Consider the following 17,156-nt stretch of genomic DNA (forward strand, 5'->3'; position numbering starts at 1 on the left):
GCGGGGCGCGCCCCGCGGGGCCGGGCGGGGATCGAAACAAGAGGGATGTGCCGACCGGAGCGCCTGGGCAGGAGCGAAACGGAGGCTGAGGAAGCGGGGGAGGCGGGAGCGTGGCCGGCCGTCGAACTCGGCGCGGGGCCGGACGTGGCCGGCTGGCCGGTCGCCCGCGTGGCGTCGCGGCTCACCTGGCCCGCGACGCGCAGCGACGTCCGCGAACAGGAGGGCGACGCCGAACTCCGGACGCCGGACGGCCCCCGAGAACTCGACGACGTGCTCGCGGAGAGCGAGGTCCCCCTCTTCGAGAGCCGGAGCGACTTCGTCCAGGCGGTCGAGGACGTCGTCGGCCGCGGCCCGGTCGCGACCGAGTAGGCGTCGAGCGCGCCGGACCTATTTATAAACAGCAGCTGAGACGGGGAGGGACGCCTATACATTGGCGGTCGGCGCGCGCCTGCGAGCGGCCGATAGGCCGCGAGCCAGCACGCGCGAGGGAGTCGGCCGACCAGAGGGAGGCCGACGAGGCTGGGGAGGCGTGAGGTGCGGGGCGGTTGCGGTCGGGCTGGGACTCAAAGGGGCAGTTGTGAGGGCGGCGTAGGCGACGTAAGCACCGAAACGAGGGAGCGAACGAAGTGAGCGACCGAGTGAGGAGCGCAGCGAGCGTACGCCGCCCTCACGACCGGGGCTTTAGAAGTGTTCGCCGTCGATCCACAGTCAGTTATTTATAAACGAGCGACCGGAACTTTGGCGGTGTCATCGGTCGATCAGCAATCGACTGTTTATAAGTAAGCGGCTGGGGCTTTGGAGGTGTTCGCCACCGGTTTGAAATCGGCTACTTGGCTCTGTTGAAATCCTCGACAGATAACATATACTCGCCCGGTCTCGCTCAGTACAGAGTAGAAATATGTCGACTGAGCTGTCTTCGATTATTCGGCGAGTAGACTGTTCGACCTGTGTATCTGGTCTATCCCGGAGTCGAGGCTGCCCCAGATAAGGAGATGGACAGCGAGCCACTGTCCAGCCGGCGGAACGAAGTACGTTCAGATACGATTTATCAGGGGGTAAGTGTCATGGTAGTCAGGCTGGACCGAGTTGTGCGGCTGTACGGTCGATACGGACCGTCACGGTTGCCGCTCGGAGACCGACAAGACGTGGGGGCCGGCTACAGTATGGCGGCCGGTGTCCTCGCCGGTGGAATCGTGTTTGCTCCGGTGAGTACGCTGGTTTCGGGTACGGCGGCTTCCGCAGGGGTGGTTCTGTCTGCGATCCCGGTGTACCTCGCCACGGGATTCGTGGTCGGGGCGCTCACGTGGCGCTTCCTGTCGTCAAGTGTCCCGTACTACAGGGCCGTCGCAGCGCTGGTCACGGTCGTCGGGAACTACCTCGCCGGGACTGCCGTGTGGTTGCTACTGGCTCCGGTGTACGGCTACGAGGTTTTGAACCCGTACGTGGGGGCCGACCCGCCGACCTCGCTCACCGAGTTCCTCGGAGCGTTCTTCGAGCTGTACCCCCTTACCGTCTTGACAGTGGTTGTGTGGACGATCTGGATAGCCGTCCCACTCAGCCTGATTTTCAGCTACGTCCACGAGCGCAGCCGTAGCGGAGAATAGCCGATACGTTCGCACTCTTCAGCGATCGGCTGTTTCAGGCGAAAACGTATCTGAAGAACAGTGTTTCAACAGAGCCGACTGTTTATAAATAAACGCCCGCTGCGCCGAAATCCTATCCACTCACCCCACTGCCGTCCGCTCCGTCGCGGTCCAGCCACGCGGTCGCGATCGACTCGAACGGCGCGGAGTAGCTCATCAGCGTCGTGCCCAGCACCGCCATCACGAGGACGTAGCCGACCGCGAACGCGTTGATCGTCCCCGCGAGCGCCGGGTCAAACGTCCCCGCGTTCGCGCCGGTGACCGCGACCGTCGCGATGATCAGCGAGAACTCGCCGCGGGTGGTCATCCCGAGTCCCACCCGCGTCGACCGGCGGACGTCGAGGTCGAACGCGCGCCCCGCGAGGTAGCCGGTGACGAGCTTCGACGGCGCGGTCACGACGACGGCGAGCGCGACGAGCGCCGCGACATCGGCGAACAGGGCGGGGTCCGTGACGAGCCCGATCCAGAAGAAGAACACCGCGGCGAACACGTCCCGGACCGGTTCGAGGACCGTCTCGACCGTGTGGACCCGCTCCGTCGCGGAGAACGCCATCCCGACGAAGAACGCCGCGACCGCTTCGCTGACGCCGAGCGCGAGCGCCGCGCCGGCGACGAACACGACCGCGGCCACGGCGCGCAGCGCCACGAACTCCCGGTTGTCGGTCGCGACCAGCCGCTCGAACAGCGGACCGCCGAACCGGACAACCCCGAGCAGCCCGGCGATGAACGCGAGCGCGATCCCCACGTCGACCGCGGCGGTCGCGACATCGCCGCCGCCGAGAACCAAGGCGGACGCGACCGAGAGGTACACCGCGATGAACAGGTCCTCGTACACCAGGGTGCCGAGCAGCGGCTCCGCCTCGTCGTTGGCGATCCAGCCGAGGTCGATGAGCGACTTCGTGATCACCGCCGACGAGGAGATGTAGACGATGCCCGCGACCAGGAACGCCGGGAGGAACGCGCCGAAGACGAGCCAGCCGAGGACGAGCCCGACCCCGAAGTTCGCTAGGTCGATCGTTCCCGCGGTCCCGATCTGACGCCCCCGAGCGAACAGCCGGTCGAGGTTGAACTCCAGCCCGAGAAAGAACAGCAGGAAGACGATCCCCAGCTCCGCGCCGAGCGAGATGAACTCCGTCTCGGGGACGTGGACGGTTCCGACGGCGGGGAGCGAGAGCCGGCCGAGGACGAACTCGCCGAGCAGCATCCCGACGAGGATATACGCGGGGATCACGGACTGTCCGAGGCGGTTCGCGAGCGCGCCGGCGACCGCGACCGCGACGAACATGACGCCGACGTCGAGCAGCGCCACTACCGACCACCGCCGGCGACAACGACCGCGGTGCCGGACGCGACCGCGGCCGACACGGCATCCGGGGCGTCGAGATCCGACGCGCCGAATCGACCGCTCATCCCGTGAGGATCTCTTCGAACGCCGCGCAGTTCTCGGGCGTGCCGACCCCGATCAGGGTGTCGCCCTCGCCGAGGGTGGTCCCGGCGTCCGGGCTGTCGATCACCTCGTCGTCGCGCTGGATCGCGACGACCGCGAGCCCGGTCCGGTTACCGATGTCGGCGCTCTCCAGCGTCTCGCCGACGAGCGGCGATCCGGGGGGAAGCTCGTACCACTCCAAGAGGATGCCGCCCGGCAGGGTCGTCTCCTGCGTCTCCGGTTCGACCGGCTGGAAGTACGCCCCCTCGATGATCGAGCCGATCGTCCGCGCGAGGTCGTCGGAGAACTCAAACGCCTTCTCGGAGTCGGCGTCGGGGTCGCTCCGCCGGAACACCTCGCGTTTCCCGGTGTTGTGGATGACGACGATCATCTCCTCGCCGCCGCCTAACTCGATCTCGAACTTCTTCCCGACCCCCGGGAGGTCGGACTCGGTGATCGTCATACAAGGGCCAGCGCGCCCACGGTAATATGTGTACACCTCTCGTCGCCGCGGCCGGGCGTGGACACCGCTCGTTGCGGTCGGGTCCGTCGGACCGACCCGAAACCCCGCCCGACGACTGGCCCGAAATCACGTCGAACGCGCGTCGGCCGCGCACCAAACGCTAAGTGGGGCGGGAACGAGATGCGCGGTATGTGGGGCTCCCGGGGAAGTCGGGACCGGCGAACGGTCGTCTGTATCGCGTGCGGGGACTCGGTGCTGCGGGAGGACGCCCGCGAGTACGACAAGGAGGGCGACCGCTGGAGCCGGCGCGACAAGGAGTTCGAGTACCTCTGTGCCGACTGCGACGACGAAATCTGTCACCAGCCTCGCGACGGGCTCGAATCGCTACTACGCTCCATCGAGGCGGACGGACTCACCGACGAGGAGTTCCTCGACCGCTACGTCGAGGCGGTGGCGGGCGGCGACGTTGACCGCACCGACGAGGACAGATCGGGTGCGCGCTCGGACCGCGGCCAGTCGGATAGGCGGCGCTCCGACCGCGACCGCGACCGAGACCGGTAGCCCCGTCGCCGGATCGAGTCCCCGTCAGCCCGCCCGACAGGCCTTTCTAACGGACCCGCGTTGGTGGAGGTATGTCAGACGACGAGCCGAAGCCCGGGTCCGCCGAGGACCAGGGCCCCGTGACGATCACGCCGGAGCTCGCGGACCGACTCGCGGAGAAGCGCGAGGAGTTGTTCGAGGAGTTCGAGATCCGCGACGAGTTCCCGAGCGAGGTCCTCCGCGAGGCGGAGGCGCGGACCGAGGGCGTCTACGAGGAAATCGAGGCCGAGATCGACGAGCGCGAGGACCTCCGCGACCTCACCACGTGGACCACGGACCCGGTCGACGCGCAGGACTTCGACGACGCGATTTCGATTAAACGCGAGGAGGGCGCCTACCGGCTGTGGGTCCACATCGCCGACGTCACCCACTACGTCACCCCGGACACCGCGATGTGGGAGGAGGCGGTCGAGCGCGCCAACACCGTCTACATGCCCGACTACACGATCCACATGCTTCCGCCGGTGCTGGCCGAGACGGTCTGCTCGCTCGTCCCGAACGAGGACCGACTCGCGCACACCGTCGAGATGGAGATCGACGACGAGACGCTATCCTTCGAGGACATCGACATCTACAAGTCCGTCATTAACTCCGACGAGCGACTCACCTACAAGGAGTGCGAGAACCGGCTGGAGGACCCCTCGCTCCCCCTCGGCGAGGAGAACGCGCTCGCCTTCGAGCTCGCCGACCGCATGCACGAGCAGCGCAAGGCGGACGGCTCGCTCGTCTTAAATCCCCGGCGCGACCGCGCGCACACCATCATCGAGGAGTCGATGCTGAAGGCGAACAAGGCGGTGACGCACACGCTGATGTGGGACCGCGGCGTCGAGGCGATGTACCGCGTCCACCCGCAGCCGACCCCCGACCAGTGGAACGAGGCGCTCAAAGAGATCCAGGAGCTCGACGGCGTCTCCATCCCGGGCGAGGCGTGGGGCGACGACCCCCGGAAGGCGGTCAACGCCGCCTTGGAGGAGTCGCCCGAGCGCCAGCTCAACAAGATCCAGCGCGCCGTGCTGAAGGTGATGCCGCGCGCGAAGTACATGAACGACCCGTTCGGTGGCCACCACGCGCTCAACTTCGACATCTACGGCCACTTCACCTCGCCGATCCGCCGCCTGTCGGACACGATCAACCACTGGATCGTCCACGAGAACGACGTGCCCGAGACCCTCGTCGAACTCTGCGACCACGCCAGCGACAAGCAAAAGGACGGCGAGACCGCAGAGCGGCTGTACAAGCAGTTCCTCCAAGAACAGGGGCTCGACCCCTACGCGGTCAACAACCGCGGCGTCGAGATCGTCGAGGATTCAGAGGAAGCGAAACACACCGCCTGAGCGGCGAGAGATATAGACCTGTGCGGCCGCAAAGCGTGGTATGGGCGCACACGACCACGACAGCGCGGACCGGCACGAAGGGGACCCGCTCGAACCGACCGGCGATCCCGAGCGCGACGCGGAGCGCGCGGCGACGGTCGGCGGCTTCACCGGGGCGGTCCTCGGCGCTCGGGGTGGCCCCGTCGGCGCCGGCATCGGCGCGCTGCTGGGCGGGTCGACGGGCTACGCCGTCGGCTACGCACTGAGCGAGATGGAGTCGGCGGAGGACGAGCCGTTCGAGCGCGACGAAGCCGGACGCGAGACGACGGAGGCCGATCCGGACGCGACCGAGACCGACAGCGGGCCCGTCACGATCGACGTCCAGTCGGAGGGAGAGCACGACGGAGATGCGGACGACGGAGGGGAAAGAGGCGATCACGAGGAGTACGAGGCGGACGACGAAGCGGCAGGAGCGGGCGACCACGGGGAGGGCGAGGCGGACGACGGAAGAGGGGAAGCGAACGGCCACGGGGCGGACGATCACGACGATTCCGGCGAACGAGCGCGCGACGACGACTCAGCCGAGGACGAAGGCGACCGCGACGGGGGCGCGGACTGACCGGCGGCGCCCCGGATCAGTCCCGTCGCGTCGCAAAGCGTGACACCGCCGTCGCTGACACCGCGCCGAGCGCCGCGATGATCGCCAGCACGATGAACAACTCCGACGGGCCGGCCCGGGTGAGTATCGTTCCGGCCAGCGTCGACCCGAGCGCGCCGATCCCGAAGATCCCGACGTACGTGTAGCCGAACGAGAGGCCGCGCGCCTCGCTGGGCGAGTATGCCGCCACCGTCGCCTGCGAGAGCGGCTGGACGGTGAACAGCGCGACGCCGAGCGCGAGCGACACCGCGACGAACGTGGCGATCGTCCCCGTCGCGGGGATGAAGAGCAGCGCGAGCGCGGACAGAACACCCATCAGCGCCGTCAGCCCGCGCTCCGGTGGCACGCGGTCAGCGATCCGACCGCCGAGGAACTGGCCGAACACGCCGACCGTGAGGACCGCCACGTAGAGGTACCGTCCCGCGTCGAACTGATCGGCGTACGGGCTCTCCGGGTCGACCAACTGGAGGTCGACGAGCCCGCCGAGCACGTCGCCGAGGAGGTCCGGCAGGAACGTGAGGAACGTCCGGTAGTAGAGCCCGCTGAACGTGACGAACGCGAACACGAGCAGGAACCCCCCGGCGATCAGGATCCGAGTGTCCGTCGCGACCGACGACAGCGAGACATCGCCGCTCGCGCCGCCGGTCGAGTCCCCGTTCGGACCCCCGTCGGCGGCCGACGCTCCCGGCTCGGGGTCCGCGGACGAGAGCGCCGCGTCCACGTCGACGGTGACGCCGTACGCGGCGACGGCGACCGCGGGGAGCGCGAGCGCGGCCGTGACGAGCCGCCAGTCGAACGCCAAGAGCAGCAGCGCGGTCGCCAGCGGACCGAGCGCGATCCCGAGGTTCCCGCCGATCCCGTGGTAGCCGAGCGCGGTCCCGCGCTGGTCGACCGAGGTCGAGAGCAGCGACAGCCCCGCGGGGTGATAGACGCTCGCAGTGAGTCCCCATATCGCGACGGCCACGGCGAGGACGGGGAGCGTCGGCGCGAGGCTCACGGCGAGGAACGAGCCCGCCATCCCGGCGAGGCAGGCGAGGATGAGCGGCTTCGACCCGAAACGGTCGACCAGGATACCGCCCGGCAGCGCACCGACCCCGAACAGCCCGTAGCCGAGCGTGACGACGACGCCGAGCGCGGCCGCCGTCGTCGAGAACTCACCCACCCACACCGTCAACAGGATGGGGATCGACAGCTCGTATGTGTGGACGAGCCCGTGCGATCCCGCGGTGAATCCGACTATCCGTCGCTCGGCGGCGTCCATGTGAGTCGCGGGTTCGGCGGGTCCGTTCATAACCTCGGGGGTACCCGCCGCGGTTGCCGAGAGTGCGGGGCGTCGGCGGCGTCCCGAGGCGGACGACGACGACGAACGCTGTTCCGAGAGGTCTGACGGGACGCAGAAAGCGCCTCGCACTCGGGCCGCGCCCGCCGGACCGGTCGGGAAGCCGGTTATAGCGTCGACGTGTACAGGAGCAGACCGACGGCGATCACCGAGACCAACAGGATCCACCCGACCATGATTACCCCCATCTGACGGTGCGTGAGGTTGGTTCCCTCGAGTATCTCAGAGACGCTCATACGCCGACGGATTCGCCGAGGGTATTTAATCGCTTCCAACGGGAGAGATCCAGCGTGCGAACCGGGTCGGAACGACCGAAACGGGAGTCGAGTGGGCTCACAGGGGTCTCGTGAGGATCAACGAACGGGACCGCGCGAGCTGCGCGGGTTGCGCCGCTCACGACCTTGCTCGCGGCGGAAAACATGGACTCGCGGGGATTTGAACCCCGGGCCTCTTCCTTGCGAAGGAAGCGATCTGCCACTGATCTACGAGCCCTCACGACGAAACAATCGCCGTTCGTATTTGTACCTTACCTTTCGACGACCCGTGCGGGAGTCGCTCGCATCCGGCGGCCGAATCGGTTCGGTCGAGGAACCGAAACATCGCGAAGCCGGCCGGCACCGACGGGGTTACATGTCCAGCGGGCGAACTGTTTGATCCTGCGGTTCTTGGTCGGCTCTACGACCACATAACGTTTTTGAGATGCGTACCACATTCGTTACTCTTTTGCCCGCGGACGACCGACTGTAAGGTATGTCAGACGCGACGGCGACCGACGCGGACACCGACGTGGACTCGGCCGCGCTCGCGGCCCTCAAACACGTCGGGCTGGTCGGCGGGCTCTCCGAGACGAAGGTGTCGTGTGCGGCGCTCGGTGACCGGCTCGACGCCTCAACGCAGACCGCCTCTCGGCGCCTCCAGACCCTCGAATCCGCGGGTTACGTCGAGCGCGACGTGGTCAGTGACGGGCAGTGGGTCCGCGTGACGGACGCGGGCGAAGCCGCGCTCCGCGCGGAGTACGCCGACTACCGCCGGCTGTTCGAGTCGGACGTCGGACTCTCGCTCCGTGGGTCGGTCACCGGCGGGATGGGCGAGGGGCGCCACTACATCACGCTCTCGGGCTACGCCGAGCAGTTCCGCGAGCGCCTCGGCTACGACCCGTTCCCGGGCACGCTCAACGTCGACCTCACCGAGGAGAGCGTCCGCCGACGCGGCGAGATGGCCGGTATCGACGCCGTGCCCATCGACGCGTGGGAGAGCGAGGAGCGCACCTACGGCGCGGCCACCTGCTACGGGGTCACCCTCGTCGCGGGCGACGAGCGCTACGAGGAGGTCCACGCCATCGTCCCCGATCGGACCCACCACGACGACGACCAGCTCGAACTGATCGCGCCGGACCGGCTGCGCGACGCGCTCGACCTCGCCGACGGCGACGCGGTGGAGGTCCGCGTCGAGCCGACGAGCCGGGCCGACGAGCCCGGATCGGTCGCGGCCGAGACGGAGGTCGCCTGATGCGCGCCGACGTCGACGCCGACCCGGAGGCGAGCGCGGGTGGAGCGGAATCGGCCGACGCCACCGAGGGGACCGAGCCCGCGGACGACGCCGACGCGGTCGAGCGCGCGCTTGACGCCTTCCGCGCCGGCGACCCCGTCTGCGTCCACGACTTCGCGGACCGCGAGGGGGAGACAGACATCGTCTACCCCGCGGGCGCGGTCGACGAGGCCGCGGTCGCGCACATGCGTAACGACGCGGGCGGCCTGATCTGCGTGGCCGTGAGCGACGCGGTGGGCGACGCGTTCGACCTGCCGTTCCTCGCTGACGCGCTCGACCACCCCGCGGTCGACGACGACCCGGACTACGACGACCGCTCCTCGTTCTCGCTGCCCGTGAACCACCGCGAGACGTTCACCGGGATCACCGACGCGGACCGCGCGAAGACCATCGCCGAGGTGGCGAACGCGGCCGGCCGCGTCCGCGGCGACCCGGGCGGGTACGGCCCGGAGGACTTCGCCGCGGAGTTCCGCGCGCCGGGTCACGTTCACGTCCTGCGCGGCGACCGCGACGGGCTCTCGGGGCGCACCGGTCACACCGAACTCGGCCTCGCGATGGCCGAGGCGGTGGGCGCCGCGCCCGCCGCCGTGGTCTGCGAGATGCTCGACGACGAGACGGGCGACGCGCTCTCGCCCGCGGACGCCGCCGCCTACGCGGCCCGCCGCGACATCCCGTACGTCGAGGGCGCGGCCCTCGTCGAGGCGCTGAAATAATCGACCGCCGCTACTGTCGGCGCGCGCCTGCGAGCGGTCGCCCTCGGCGACCGCGAGTCAGCGCGTGCGAGGGAGTCAGTCGCCGGAGCGAAGCGGGGGCGACTGACGAGGCTGGGGAGGTGAGAGGTGCTGTACGGAGCGGTGCGGGGTGGGACTCAAAGGGGCAGCCGTGAGGGCGACGTAGGCGACGCAAGCACTGGAACGAAGGAGTGAACGCAGTGAGCGACCGAGTGAAGCGCGCAGCGAGCGTACGTCGCCCTCACGGCTGGGGCTCTGGCGGTGTTCGTATCGGGATCGTCTCTGTTTCGCCGAGCGGCTGGGGCTTTGTAAGTGGTTGTCGTTGTCCCGTCAGAGGAATCGAAACTCGGTCCGTCCCGACAACCCCGACCGGTTGTCACAGTTTTAAGCCCGCCGGCCGCAACTACCGAGTATGGGATTCGACGAGATGGACGTCGACACGATCTGGAAGAACGGGGAGTTCCTCGACTGGGAGGACGCGACGACCCACGTTCTGACCCACGCGCTCCACTACGGGAGCGGCGTGTTCGAGGGCGTCCGCTGTTACGACACCGAGCAGGGGCCGGCGATCTTCCGGTGGGAGGAACACCTCGACCGGCTGTTCGACTCGGCGAAGATGTACGACATGGACATCGAGCACTCGCGCGAGGAGATCACCGAGGCGACCCTCGAACTCCTCGATCGGCAGGACCTCGACTCCGCGTACGTCCGGCCGATCGCCTACTACGGGTACGATTCGCTCGGCGTCTCGCCGAAGGGCTGCCCGACCGACCTCGTCCTCGCCGCGTGGCCGTGGGGGGCGTACCTCGGCGAGGAGGCCCTCGAGGAGGGGGTCGACGTGATGGTCTCCTCGTGGCGGAAGCACGCCTCCTCGCAGGTGCCGACGAACGTGAAGACGACCGGGCTCTACGTCAACTCCATGCTGGCGGGCGAGGAGGCGCGCCGGAACGGCTACGTCGAGGCCATCGTCCTGAATAAGGAGGGGAACGTCGCGGAGGGACCGGGCGAGAACATCTTCATGGTCAACGACGGCGAGATATACACCACCGGCCCCGCGCAGTCGATCCTCGAGGGGATCACCCGCGACACCGTGATCGCCCTCGCCGAGGAGCGCGGCTACGAGGTCCACGACGAGGCGGTCATCTCCCGCGGACAGCTGTACACCGCCGACGAACTGTTCTTCACCGGCTCCGCGGCCGAGGTCACCCCGATCCGCTCGGTCGACGACACGGAGATCGGCTCGGGAAGCCGCGGCCCGGTGACCGAGGAGCTTCAGGACGCGTTCTTCGACCTGGTCGAGCGGCGGACCGACGACCACGACGAGTGGTTCACCTACCTGTAGCTCGCCTCGCCTGCTTTCTCTCGATCTTTTTAAATCGCCGCGCGCGAAGAGCCGCTAGTCACTCGAACTGCCGGCCGCTCGAGCCGCTACTCGCTCGAACCGCTCCCGTCGGTCGCCGACCCCTCGCCGTCGCTCGGGGTCCCGTCCGTCCGGACGCGTCCGAAGCCGCCCGGGGTCCCGTCGCCGTCGCCCTCCGTGGGCGCCTCCTCGTGGACGGGGACCTGATGAGCGGACTCGGCGAATCCGGCGGAGAGGACCCGCGTCATCCCCTCCTCGACCGTCTCACCGGTCTCCTCGACCCGGTCCGGTTCGACCTCGATAACGAAGCCGGTGGTGATGTTCGGGGCGGTCGGCATGAACAGGACGATCTTTCCGTCTCGGGTCTTCTTCCCCGTCCGGAACGCGGTCATCCGGATCCCGGGCCACGTCTCGATGTACACCGGGCTCTGTAGCTCGTCGGTGCCGGAGATCGCCGTCTCGATCGCGAGCTTCGAGGCGTTGTACACGACTCGGAGCGCCGGGATCCGGTTGATCGCGTCGTCCACCGCCGACTCCGCCAGCCGACCCAGCGTCGTCCGCATGAAGTACCCCACCGCGAGCACCACGGTCGCGAACACCGCGAACGCGATGACGACGCGGGAGACGGGCTCTAGCGGCGCCGGGATGACCTCGGGCTGGAGCCCCTCGATGAGCGGGATCGAGGCGATGTACTGGTAGATCCAGCGGAGGACTAACAGGAGGACGAGGAGCGGCGCCAGCACGATGAGCCCGCTGGCGAAGTCGCGTTTCCACGTGGACATCTATCGGATCGGTATGTGTCGGCAATCCTTAAGAGGGCTTCCACGCGCCGGCGGCGCGGGCGAGGTCGCGAGGCGTCGCGTCGACTACTGCCCCAGCACCGCCCGCGCCGCGAACGTCAGGTTCTCCTTGCGCTCGCGGACGCGGCGGTAGAAGTACGAGAGCCACTTGTCGCCGTAGGGCGCGTACCGGTGGACGTCGACCCCCTGCGCGGCGAGGTCGCGCTGGGCGTCCTCGCGGACCCCCATGAGCATCTGGACCTCGTAGTCGGCGCCGCGGTCGCGGGCGAGCCGGTCGGCGAGCGAGATCATCTCGGGGTCGTGACTGCCGACCGCGATCCCCCGGTCGCGCCGCTCGAACAGCGTCGTCAGGTCGTCGCGGTACGCCTCGTCGACGCGAGCCTTGTCGGTGTACGCGATCGAGGACGGCTCGTCGTAGGCCCCCTTCACGAGCCGGAGCTTCCCCGGAACGTCGATCAGGCGGTCGAGGTCGTCCGCGGTGCGCCTGAGGTTCGACTGGACGCACTGCCCGACGCTCCACGGGTAGTCGGCGGCGATCGACTCGAAGGCGTCGAGGGTGGCGTCGGTGGTGTCTGCGTCCTCCATGTCGCACCAGACGAACGCGTCGACCTCGTGGGCACGAGCGACGATCTCTCGGTAGTGCTCCTCAAACAGGTCGGTCGAGACGTCCATCCCGATCTGCGAGGGCTTCACCGAGACGCAGGCGTCGAGGCCGCTATCGGCGATGTCGTCGAGCAGCCCGAGGTAGGCGTCGGTGTCCGCGCGGGCGTCCGCGGGGTCGTCGTAGTGTTCGCCGAGCAGGTTCAGAATGACCGCGACGCCGTCCTCGTTCGCGGCGCGGACGTGGTCGAGGGCCGCCGGGACGCTCTCGCCGGCGACGAACCGGCTAGCGACTGGGGGGATCATACTGAGCGTTCCGGCCGGCGCGAACTTTACCTTTGTCGAGTCGGCGGCGACGACCGCAATCGCGTGTGCGGTGCGGCGACCGGCGGCGACGGATCCGGGGTTTATAACACGCCGCGCGCCGCCCGTGGGGACATGATCGGTACGCTCGTCGCGACCGCGTTCTGGGCGATGCTCCCGGCGTACGTCCCGAACAACGCCGCGGTGTTGGCCGGCGGCGGACGCCCCATCGACGGCGGCCGCGAGTGGCGCGGGGCGCGGCTGCTCGGCGACGGGAAGACATGGCGCGGCACCGCGGTCGGCACTCTTGTCGGCGTCCTGCTCGCGCTCGCGCTCAACGCGCTCGCCGCCCCAGCGAGCGCGGCGCTCGGGAGCGACCTGCCGACGTTCGCGCTCCCGGCGGCGTTTGCGCTCGCCTTCGGCGCGATGTGCGGCGACATCGGCGCCTCGTTCCTCAAGCGTCGCTCGGGCCGCGAGCGCGGCGCCGCGTTCCCCGGTCTGGACCAGCTGGACTTCGTCGTCGGCGCGCTGGGGCTCGTCTTCCTCGTCGACACCGACTGGGCGCTCGCTGCGTTCACGCCGGGCGTCCTCGCCGTCGTCCTCGTGATGACTCCGGTCCTCCACGTCGTCACGAACGTCGGCGCGTACGCGCTCGGAGTCAAAAACGAGCCGTGGTGAGCGACGCTACGCTTCCGCCCGCGGCGTTCGGTCTGCCCTGATGTTTGGTTTCGACTCTTTTTGTATCTCTTGTTGATCGATTGTCCGCGTAATTCGCAGCGACGAGAACGGCAGAAAGACATATATATTGGTGTGGCATACGATGACACGCATGTCTAGTAGTGCACCCAGCTCGGACGACGACGTGTTCGACGAGTTCCTCTCCGACCGCGGCCACGAGACGGAGATCGTAGGCTGGGAGCGATCCTATAACAAGCTCCAGTGTCCCGAGTGCGGTGCGCTCCACGAGGAAGGAACCGCGACGTGTTCGGTCTGCGACTGGCGGCCGAACTGACGCGCGCCGCGTTCCGCGAATTTTCTTTCCGTCATACCCCCCGGTAGTATTATGTGGAATTACTCGATAGTGACTATCATGCCGACCTGTCAGAACTGCGGTTCCTTCGTCACGACAGATTACGTTCGGGTTTTCACCCCGAACGAGGTCGATCGGCCCCGCGTCTGTCCGGCCTGCGAGGACCTGGTCCGCGACGGCGCCGACGTGCGGGAAGCGCGCGCGACGCGGAGCGGCTGACGGACCGACCGGACGATGACGCGACGCTCTGCCGCCGCGGTCCGGCGCGCGCATCGAGGGCAACCGAGCCACGGCGTTTAAGGAGAACCGGAATCTGGAGGTAATAATGACTGATACCACGGTGACGCGGCTGTTCGGGGGGCCCGGGAGCGGGAAGACGACCGCGCTCCTCGACCGCGTCGAGGAGATCCTCGACGAGGAGGGCGCCGACGTGCGCGACGTGCTCGTCGTCTCGTACACGCGCGCGGCCGCCGCCGAGATCCGCGAACGGCTCGCCGAGCGGCTCGACATCTCCCCGCGCAGCCTCCAAGGGAACGTGAGCACGATGCACGCGAAGGCGTACGAGCTGCTCGACCTCTCGCGAGGCGACGTGGTGGGCGAGGACGACAAGGAGGCGTTCTGCGAGGAGTACGGCATCGAGTTCGAGGACCAGCACGGCGGCGCCGGTCGCCGGACCGCGCGGTCGACGACCATCGGCAACAAGATCATCGCCACCTCGCAGTGGCTCCAGCGCACCGAGCGCGACGTGGCCGACTGGTACGACGTGCCCTTCCAGTGGAATGTCGAGGAGGTCCGGCTCCCGCCCGAGGAGGACCCCAACGCCCAGCAGGGGAACAAGTACACGCCGACGTGGCCCTCCGACGACGACCGGATCGACATCCCCGAGACGATCCGGGCGTGGCGGACGTACAAGGGGGAAAACGACCTCGTCGGCTTCGCGGACATGCTCGAACGGGTCGCGCAGCGCTCGCTCGTCCCCAGCGTCGACTACCTGATCATCGACGAGTTCCAAGACATCACGACGCTCCAGTACAACGTCTTCGAGGAGTGGCGCCCGCACATGGAGAAGGTGCTCATCGCCGGCGACGACGACCAGGTCGTCTACGCGTGGCAGGGGGCCGACCCCGACCTCCTCCTCGACACCGACGTCGACGAGGACGTGGTCCTCCCGAACTCCTACCGGCTCCCCTCGGAGATCCTCAACGTCGTCAACGCCGAGATCCGCCACATCGACAAGCGGCAGGAGAAGGACCTCCACCCGCGCACGGAGGGCGGTTCCGTCGAGGCGATCGAGTCGCCGTCGATGATCGAGCTCGTCCGGAACGTCCGGTACACCGTCGAGGACGACGAGGGCGACGTGATGTGCCTGTTCCGCGCCCGGTACCAGATGTTCGACTTCATCGACGAGTTCATCGACCACGGCATCCCGTTCACGATGCTCACCGACGGGCGGATGTGGACCGACCGCGTCCAGGACTACGTCAGCGCGATCGAGAAGGCCGAGGCCGGCGACCCGGTCACCGGGCTGGAGGCGCGGCGGCTGGCGGACATGCTCCAGGAGTCGGCGTTCGGGACCCACGACCGCGAGGAGTTCTACGACTTCCTCGACGACCGCGAGGAGGCGGCCGACTCCGACGATGTCGCCGACATCGACATCGCGGCCGACACGCTCGACGAGTACATCCCGTTCATGCCCGACACCGCCAGCGCCGACGACATGGTCCGGAAGGTAACGAGCTTCCAGCGCAAGTCGATGGGCGCGTACTTCGAGGGCGAGTACCAGGGCACTGACCCGACCCGCGTCCGCGTCGGCACGATCCACTCGGCGAAGGGCCGCGAGGCCGACCACGTGTTCGTCGCTACCGACCTCACGGAGAAGGTCGTCGAGCAGATGGCGGCCTCCATCGACGACCCGACCGACGTCGACGGCGTCGAGGAGTTCACGAAGTCGACGAGTCCCGTGCCCGTCCTCACCGACAACGAGCGCCGCGTCTTCTACGTCGGGATGTCCCGCGCCCGCGAGCGGCTCGTGATCATGGAGAGCCTCATCAGCGGTGCGCCGACGCTGCCGATCAGCGTCCTGTTGTTCAACGAGCTCCGGGAGGAGCCGGCCCAGGAACTCGTCGAGGAGGTCCAGGCGGAGCTGGCGGTGCCAGAGCCCGAGCCGTGAGCGAGGACGACGCGACCGCCACCGACCACGCAAAAAATCCCCGCCCGCTCCGGACCGACCTCCGACCGATCGTCGAGGCAGTCCGCGACGCCGACGCGGCCGCGTTCGTCGCCGTGGGCGACCGCTTCGACGACGACCTGCGCTACCTCTCCCGCTTCGCCGGCCCGGACAGGCCCTCCGCGCTGGTCGTCGTCCCGACGGGCGAAGCGACCGCCGACACCGTCGGCCGCGCCGTCCTCTGTGCGCCCGCCCTGTTCGGCGAGCAGGCCGAACGCGAGTTCGTCGCGAGCGCGCGGGCGTCCCACGAATCGGGGAGTGGTGGGCCGACCGACGACGAGGTCGGCTTCCACGACGGGGTCGCCCGCGAGGTCCGGACGGAGCGCGTCGGCGACCACGCCGGCGAGCGCGCGGCCGCGGCCGCCGCAGATCCCGCGGGCGGAGCGAGCGGCGACGGGGAAAGAGTCCTGACGCCCGCGTCGATTCCGCACGACGCCGCGGTGTACCTCGAACGGGCGGGGTTCGAGCCGGCGTCGACGGAGGCGGTCGCGACCGCCAGGGCGCGAAAGACGCCGGCGGAGCGGGACCGCATCCGGCGCGTCCAGCGCGCGACGGTGGCCGGGATCGCCCGCGCCGAGGCCGTCCTCGCCGACTGCGAGGCCGTCGACGAGGGGAGCGAGGAGACGGCGGCCGGGCGGGCCGACGACGACCGCCGACCCCCGCTCCGGTGGGACGGGGAGCCGCTGACGACGGAGCGACTCCGCCGCGAGGTGAACGCGGCCCTCGCCGCGCGCGGCGTCCGCGACGCGGGCAACACCGTGATCGGCGCCGGTCCCTCGGCGGCCGACCTCCACTACGTCGGCGACGACCCGGTCCGGCCGGGCGAGACCGTACTGCTCGACGTCTCGCCCCGCGGTCCCGACGGGTACTACGGCGACGCGACCCGGACGTTCGTCGTCGACGGCGACGGCGGCTGGGCGCGGCGGGCGTACGTCGCGGTCGAGGCCGCGCGCGAGGCCGCGCTCGACGAGGTCGAGCCGGGCGTCCCGGCGAAGACCGTTCACGGCGAGGCGGCGGCGGAGCTCGCCGCCTACGGCTTCGACCCGAACGCCGGGGAGGGCGAGGCCGGCTTCACCCACGGCACCGGCCACGGCGTGGGCGTGAGCCTCCACGAG

At 68.9% G+C, this 17,156-nt stretch carries 19 protein-coding genes and 1 tRNA gene; 13 read left to right on the plus strand and 7 right to left on the minus strand.

What is annotated here, in order from left to right; genetic code table 11:
• The first annotated feature begins 45 nt into the window (after nucleotides 1-45).
• Both B9G49_RS12345 and B9G49_RS12350 read left to right on the plus strand, forming a co-directional pair.
• On the plus strand, nucleotides 46-369 hold the full coding sequence (locus B9G49_RS12345; RefSeq protein WP_086216573.1) for a DUF5789 family protein: 324 nt from the start codon (nucleotides 46-48) through the stop codon (nucleotides 367-369).
• 776 nt (nucleotides 370-1,145) lie between these two features.
• Complete coding sequence (locus tag B9G49_RS12350; protein ID WP_233125214.1) at nucleotides 1,146-1,604, plus strand: hypothetical protein; 459 nt, start codon at nucleotides 1,146-1,148, stop codon at nucleotides 1,602-1,604.
• A 112-nt stretch (nucleotides 1,605-1,716) separates the two neighbouring features.
• Here B9G49_RS12350 and B9G49_RS12355 read toward each other — a convergent pair whose 3' ends face one another.
• Nucleotides 1,717-2,952 carry a cation:proton antiporter gene (locus B9G49_RS12355; protein ID WP_086216566.1) on the minus strand — a complete coding sequence of 412 codons (1,236 nt, stop codon included), beginning with the start codon at nucleotides 2,950-2,952 and terminating at the stop codon, nucleotides 1,717-1,719.
• Between the two features lie 97 nt (nucleotides 2,953-3,049).
• Entirely contained in the window at nucleotides 3,050-3,532 is a 483-nt protein-coding gene (locus tag B9G49_RS12360; protein ID WP_086216567.1) for a cation:proton antiporter regulatory subunit, read from the minus strand.
• Nucleotides 3,533-3,721: 189 nt separating this feature from the next.
• Here B9G49_RS12360 and B9G49_RS12365 point away from each other — a divergent pair, with 189 nt between their 5' ends.
• From B9G49_RS12365 to B9G49_RS12375, 3 genes are all read left to right on the plus strand, one after another.
• Nucleotides 3,722-4,093: a hypothetical protein gene (locus B9G49_RS12365; protein ID WP_086216568.1), complete on the plus strand. Its 372-nt coding sequence runs from the start codon at nucleotides 3,722-3,724 to the stop codon at nucleotides 4,091-4,093.
• A gap of 71 nt (nucleotides 4,094-4,164) precedes the next feature.
• Nucleotides 4,165-5,466, plus strand: a complete 1,302-nt coding sequence (locus tag B9G49_RS12370; RefSeq protein WP_086216569.1) for a ribonuclease R family protein — start codon at nucleotides 4,165-4,167, stop codon at nucleotides 5,464-5,466.
• 40 nt (nucleotides 5,467-5,506) lie between these two features.
• Nucleotides 5,507-6,064: a hypothetical protein gene (locus B9G49_RS12375; RefSeq protein ID WP_086216570.1), complete on the plus strand. Its 558-nt coding sequence runs from the start codon at nucleotides 5,507-5,509 to the stop codon at nucleotides 6,062-6,064.
• A 16-nt stretch (nucleotides 6,065-6,080) separates the two neighbouring features.
• Here B9G49_RS12375 and B9G49_RS12380 read toward each other — a convergent pair whose 3' ends face one another.
• The 3 genes from B9G49_RS12380 to B9G49_RS12385 form a co-directional block, all read right to left on the minus strand.
• Entirely contained in the window at nucleotides 6,081-7,364 is a 1,284-nt protein-coding gene (locus B9G49_RS12380) for an MFS transporter (RefSeq protein WP_086216571.1), read from the minus strand.
• 185 nt (nucleotides 7,365-7,549) lie between these two features.
• Nucleotides 7,550-7,678, minus strand: a complete 129-nt coding sequence (locus tag B9G49_RS17180; RefSeq protein ID WP_255375966.1) for a hypothetical protein — start codon at nucleotides 7,676-7,678, stop codon at nucleotides 7,550-7,552.
• Between the two features lie 184 nt (nucleotides 7,679-7,862).
• A tRNA-Ala gene (locus B9G49_RS12385) sits at nucleotides 7,863-7,934 on the minus strand.
• Between the two features lie 258 nt (nucleotides 7,935-8,192).
• On the opposite strand from B9G49_RS12385, the gene B9G49_RS12390 reads away from it, so the two are divergent.
• From B9G49_RS12390 to B9G49_RS12400, 3 genes are all read left to right on the plus strand, one after another.
• Nucleotides 8,193-8,951, plus strand: a complete 759-nt coding sequence (locus B9G49_RS12390) for a DUF120 domain-containing protein (RefSeq protein WP_049931759.1) — start codon at nucleotides 8,193-8,195, stop codon at nucleotides 8,949-8,951.
• Nucleotides 8,951-9,703, plus strand: coding sequence for a 3,4-dihydroxy-2-butanone-4-phosphate synthase (ribB, locus tag B9G49_RS12395; protein WP_049931758.1), 753 nt, complete (start codon nucleotides 8,951-8,953; stop codon nucleotides 9,701-9,703). The genes B9G49_RS12390 and ribB overlap by 1 nt, the downstream gene beginning before the upstream one ends.
• A gap of 430 nt (nucleotides 9,704-10,133) precedes the next feature.
• Nucleotides 10,134-11,063 carry a branched-chain amino acid transaminase gene (locus B9G49_RS12400; protein ID WP_049931757.1) on the plus strand — a complete coding sequence of 310 codons (930 nt, stop codon included), beginning with the start codon at nucleotides 10,134-10,136 and terminating at the stop codon, nucleotides 11,061-11,063.
• Between the two features lie 86 nt (nucleotides 11,064-11,149).
• Here B9G49_RS12400 and B9G49_RS12405 read toward each other — a convergent pair whose 3' ends face one another.
• Nucleotides 11,150-11,863: a DUF502 domain-containing protein gene (locus B9G49_RS12405; RefSeq protein ID WP_049931755.1), complete on the minus strand. Its 714-nt coding sequence runs from the start codon at nucleotides 11,861-11,863 to the stop codon at nucleotides 11,150-11,152.
• A gap of 84 nt (nucleotides 11,864-11,947) precedes the next feature.
• Nucleotides 11,948-12,787 carry a proline dehydrogenase family protein gene (locus B9G49_RS12410; protein WP_049931754.1) on the minus strand — a complete coding sequence of 280 codons (840 nt, stop codon included), beginning with the start codon at nucleotides 12,785-12,787 and terminating at the stop codon, nucleotides 11,948-11,950.
• 132 nt (nucleotides 12,788-12,919) lie between these two features.
• Between B9G49_RS12410 and B9G49_RS12415 the strand changes: the two genes are divergently transcribed.
• The 5 genes from B9G49_RS12415 to B9G49_RS12430 form a co-directional block, all read left to right on the plus strand.
• Nucleotides 12,920-13,462, plus strand: coding sequence for a CDP-2,3-bis-(O-geranylgeranyl)-sn-glycerol synthase (locus B9G49_RS12415; protein ID WP_049931752.1), 543 nt, complete (start codon nucleotides 12,920-12,922; stop codon nucleotides 13,460-13,462).
• A gap of 151 nt (nucleotides 13,463-13,613) precedes the next feature.
• A complete protein-coding gene (locus tag B9G49_RS12420; RefSeq protein ID WP_049931749.1) occupies nucleotides 13,614-13,796 on the plus strand; it encodes an HVO_0416 family zinc finger protein in 183 nt (60 codons plus the stop codon).
• Between the two features lie 78 nt (nucleotides 13,797-13,874).
• A complete protein-coding gene (locus B9G49_RS16810; RefSeq protein WP_006111597.1) occupies nucleotides 13,875-14,033 on the plus strand; it encodes a hypothetical protein in 159 nt (52 codons plus the stop codon).
• A 106-nt stretch (nucleotides 14,034-14,139) separates the two neighbouring features.
• A complete protein-coding gene (locus tag B9G49_RS12425; protein ID WP_049931748.1) occupies nucleotides 14,140-15,984 on the plus strand; it encodes a UvrD-helicase domain-containing protein in 1,845 nt (614 codons plus the stop codon).
• Nucleotides 15,981-17,156 (plus strand): Xaa-Pro peptidase family protein (locus tag B9G49_RS12430; protein ID WP_086216572.1); only part of this gene is annotated, 1,176 nt, incomplete at its 3' end. The genes B9G49_RS12425 and B9G49_RS12430, both read left to right, overlap by 4 nt.

It is taken from the genome of Halorubrum sp. SD683, from assembly GCF_002135045.1.
Lineage (GTDB): Archaea > Halobacteriota > Halobacteria > Halobacteriales > Haloferacaceae > Halorubrum > Halorubrum ezzemoulense.

Coding starts and splice junctions, on each gene's coding strand:
- B9G49_RS12410 (WP_049931754.1), bottom strand. CDS start 12,787: ATGATCCCCCCAGTCGCTAGCCGGTTCGTCGCCGGCGAGAGCGTCCCG.
- B9G49_RS12375 (WP_086216570.1), top strand. CDS start 5,507: ATGGGCGCACACGACCACGACAGCGCGGACCGGCACGAAGGGGACCCG.
- B9G49_RS17180 (WP_255375966.1), bottom strand. CDS start 7,678: ATGAGCGTCTCTGAGATACTCGAGGGAACCAACCTCACGCACCGTCAG.
- B9G49_RS12425 (WP_049931748.1), top strand. CDS start 14,140: ATGACTGATACCACGGTGACGCGGCTGTTCGGGGGGCCCGGGAGCGGG.
- B9G49_RS12415 (WP_049931752.1), top strand. CDS start 12,920: ATGATCGGTACGCTCGTCGCGACCGCGTTCTGGGCGATGCTCCCGGCG.
- B9G49_RS12420 (WP_049931749.1), top strand. CDS start 13,614: ATGTCTAGTAGTGCACCCAGCTCGGACGACGACGTGTTCGACGAGTTC.
- B9G49_RS12345 (WP_086216573.1), top strand. CDS start 46: ATGTGCCGACCGGAGCGCCTGGGCAGGAGCGAAACGGAGGCTGAGGAA.
- B9G49_RS12380 (WP_086216571.1), bottom strand. CDS start 7,364: ATGGACGCCGCCGAGCGACGGATAGTCGGATTCACCGCGGGATCGCAC.
- B9G49_RS12400 (WP_049931757.1), top strand. CDS start 10,134: ATGGGATTCGACGAGATGGACGTCGACACGATCTGGAAGAACGGGGAG.
- B9G49_RS12365 (WP_086216568.1), top strand. CDS start 3,722: ATGTGGGGCTCCCGGGGAAGTCGGGACCGGCGAACGGTCGTCTGTATC.
- B9G49_RS12390 (WP_049931759.1), top strand. CDS start 8,193: ATGTCAGACGCGACGGCGACCGACGCGGACACCGACGTGGACTCGGCC.
- B9G49_RS12360 (WP_086216567.1), bottom strand. CDS start 3,532: ATGACGATCACCGAGTCCGACCTCCCGGGGGTCGGGAAGAAGTTCGAG.
- B9G49_RS12405 (WP_049931755.1), bottom strand. CDS start 11,863: ATGTCCACGTGGAAACGCGACTTCGCCAGCGGGCTCATCGTGCTGGCG.
- ribB (WP_049931758.1), top strand. CDS start 8,951: ATGCGCGCCGACGTCGACGCCGACCCGGAGGCGAGCGCGGGTGGAGCG.
- B9G49_RS12370 (WP_086216569.1), top strand. CDS start 4,165: ATGTCAGACGACGAGCCGAAGCCCGGGTCCGCCGAGGACCAGGGCCCC.
- B9G49_RS16810 (WP_006111597.1), top strand. CDS start 13,875: ATGCCGACCTGTCAGAACTGCGGTTCCTTCGTCACGACAGATTACGTT.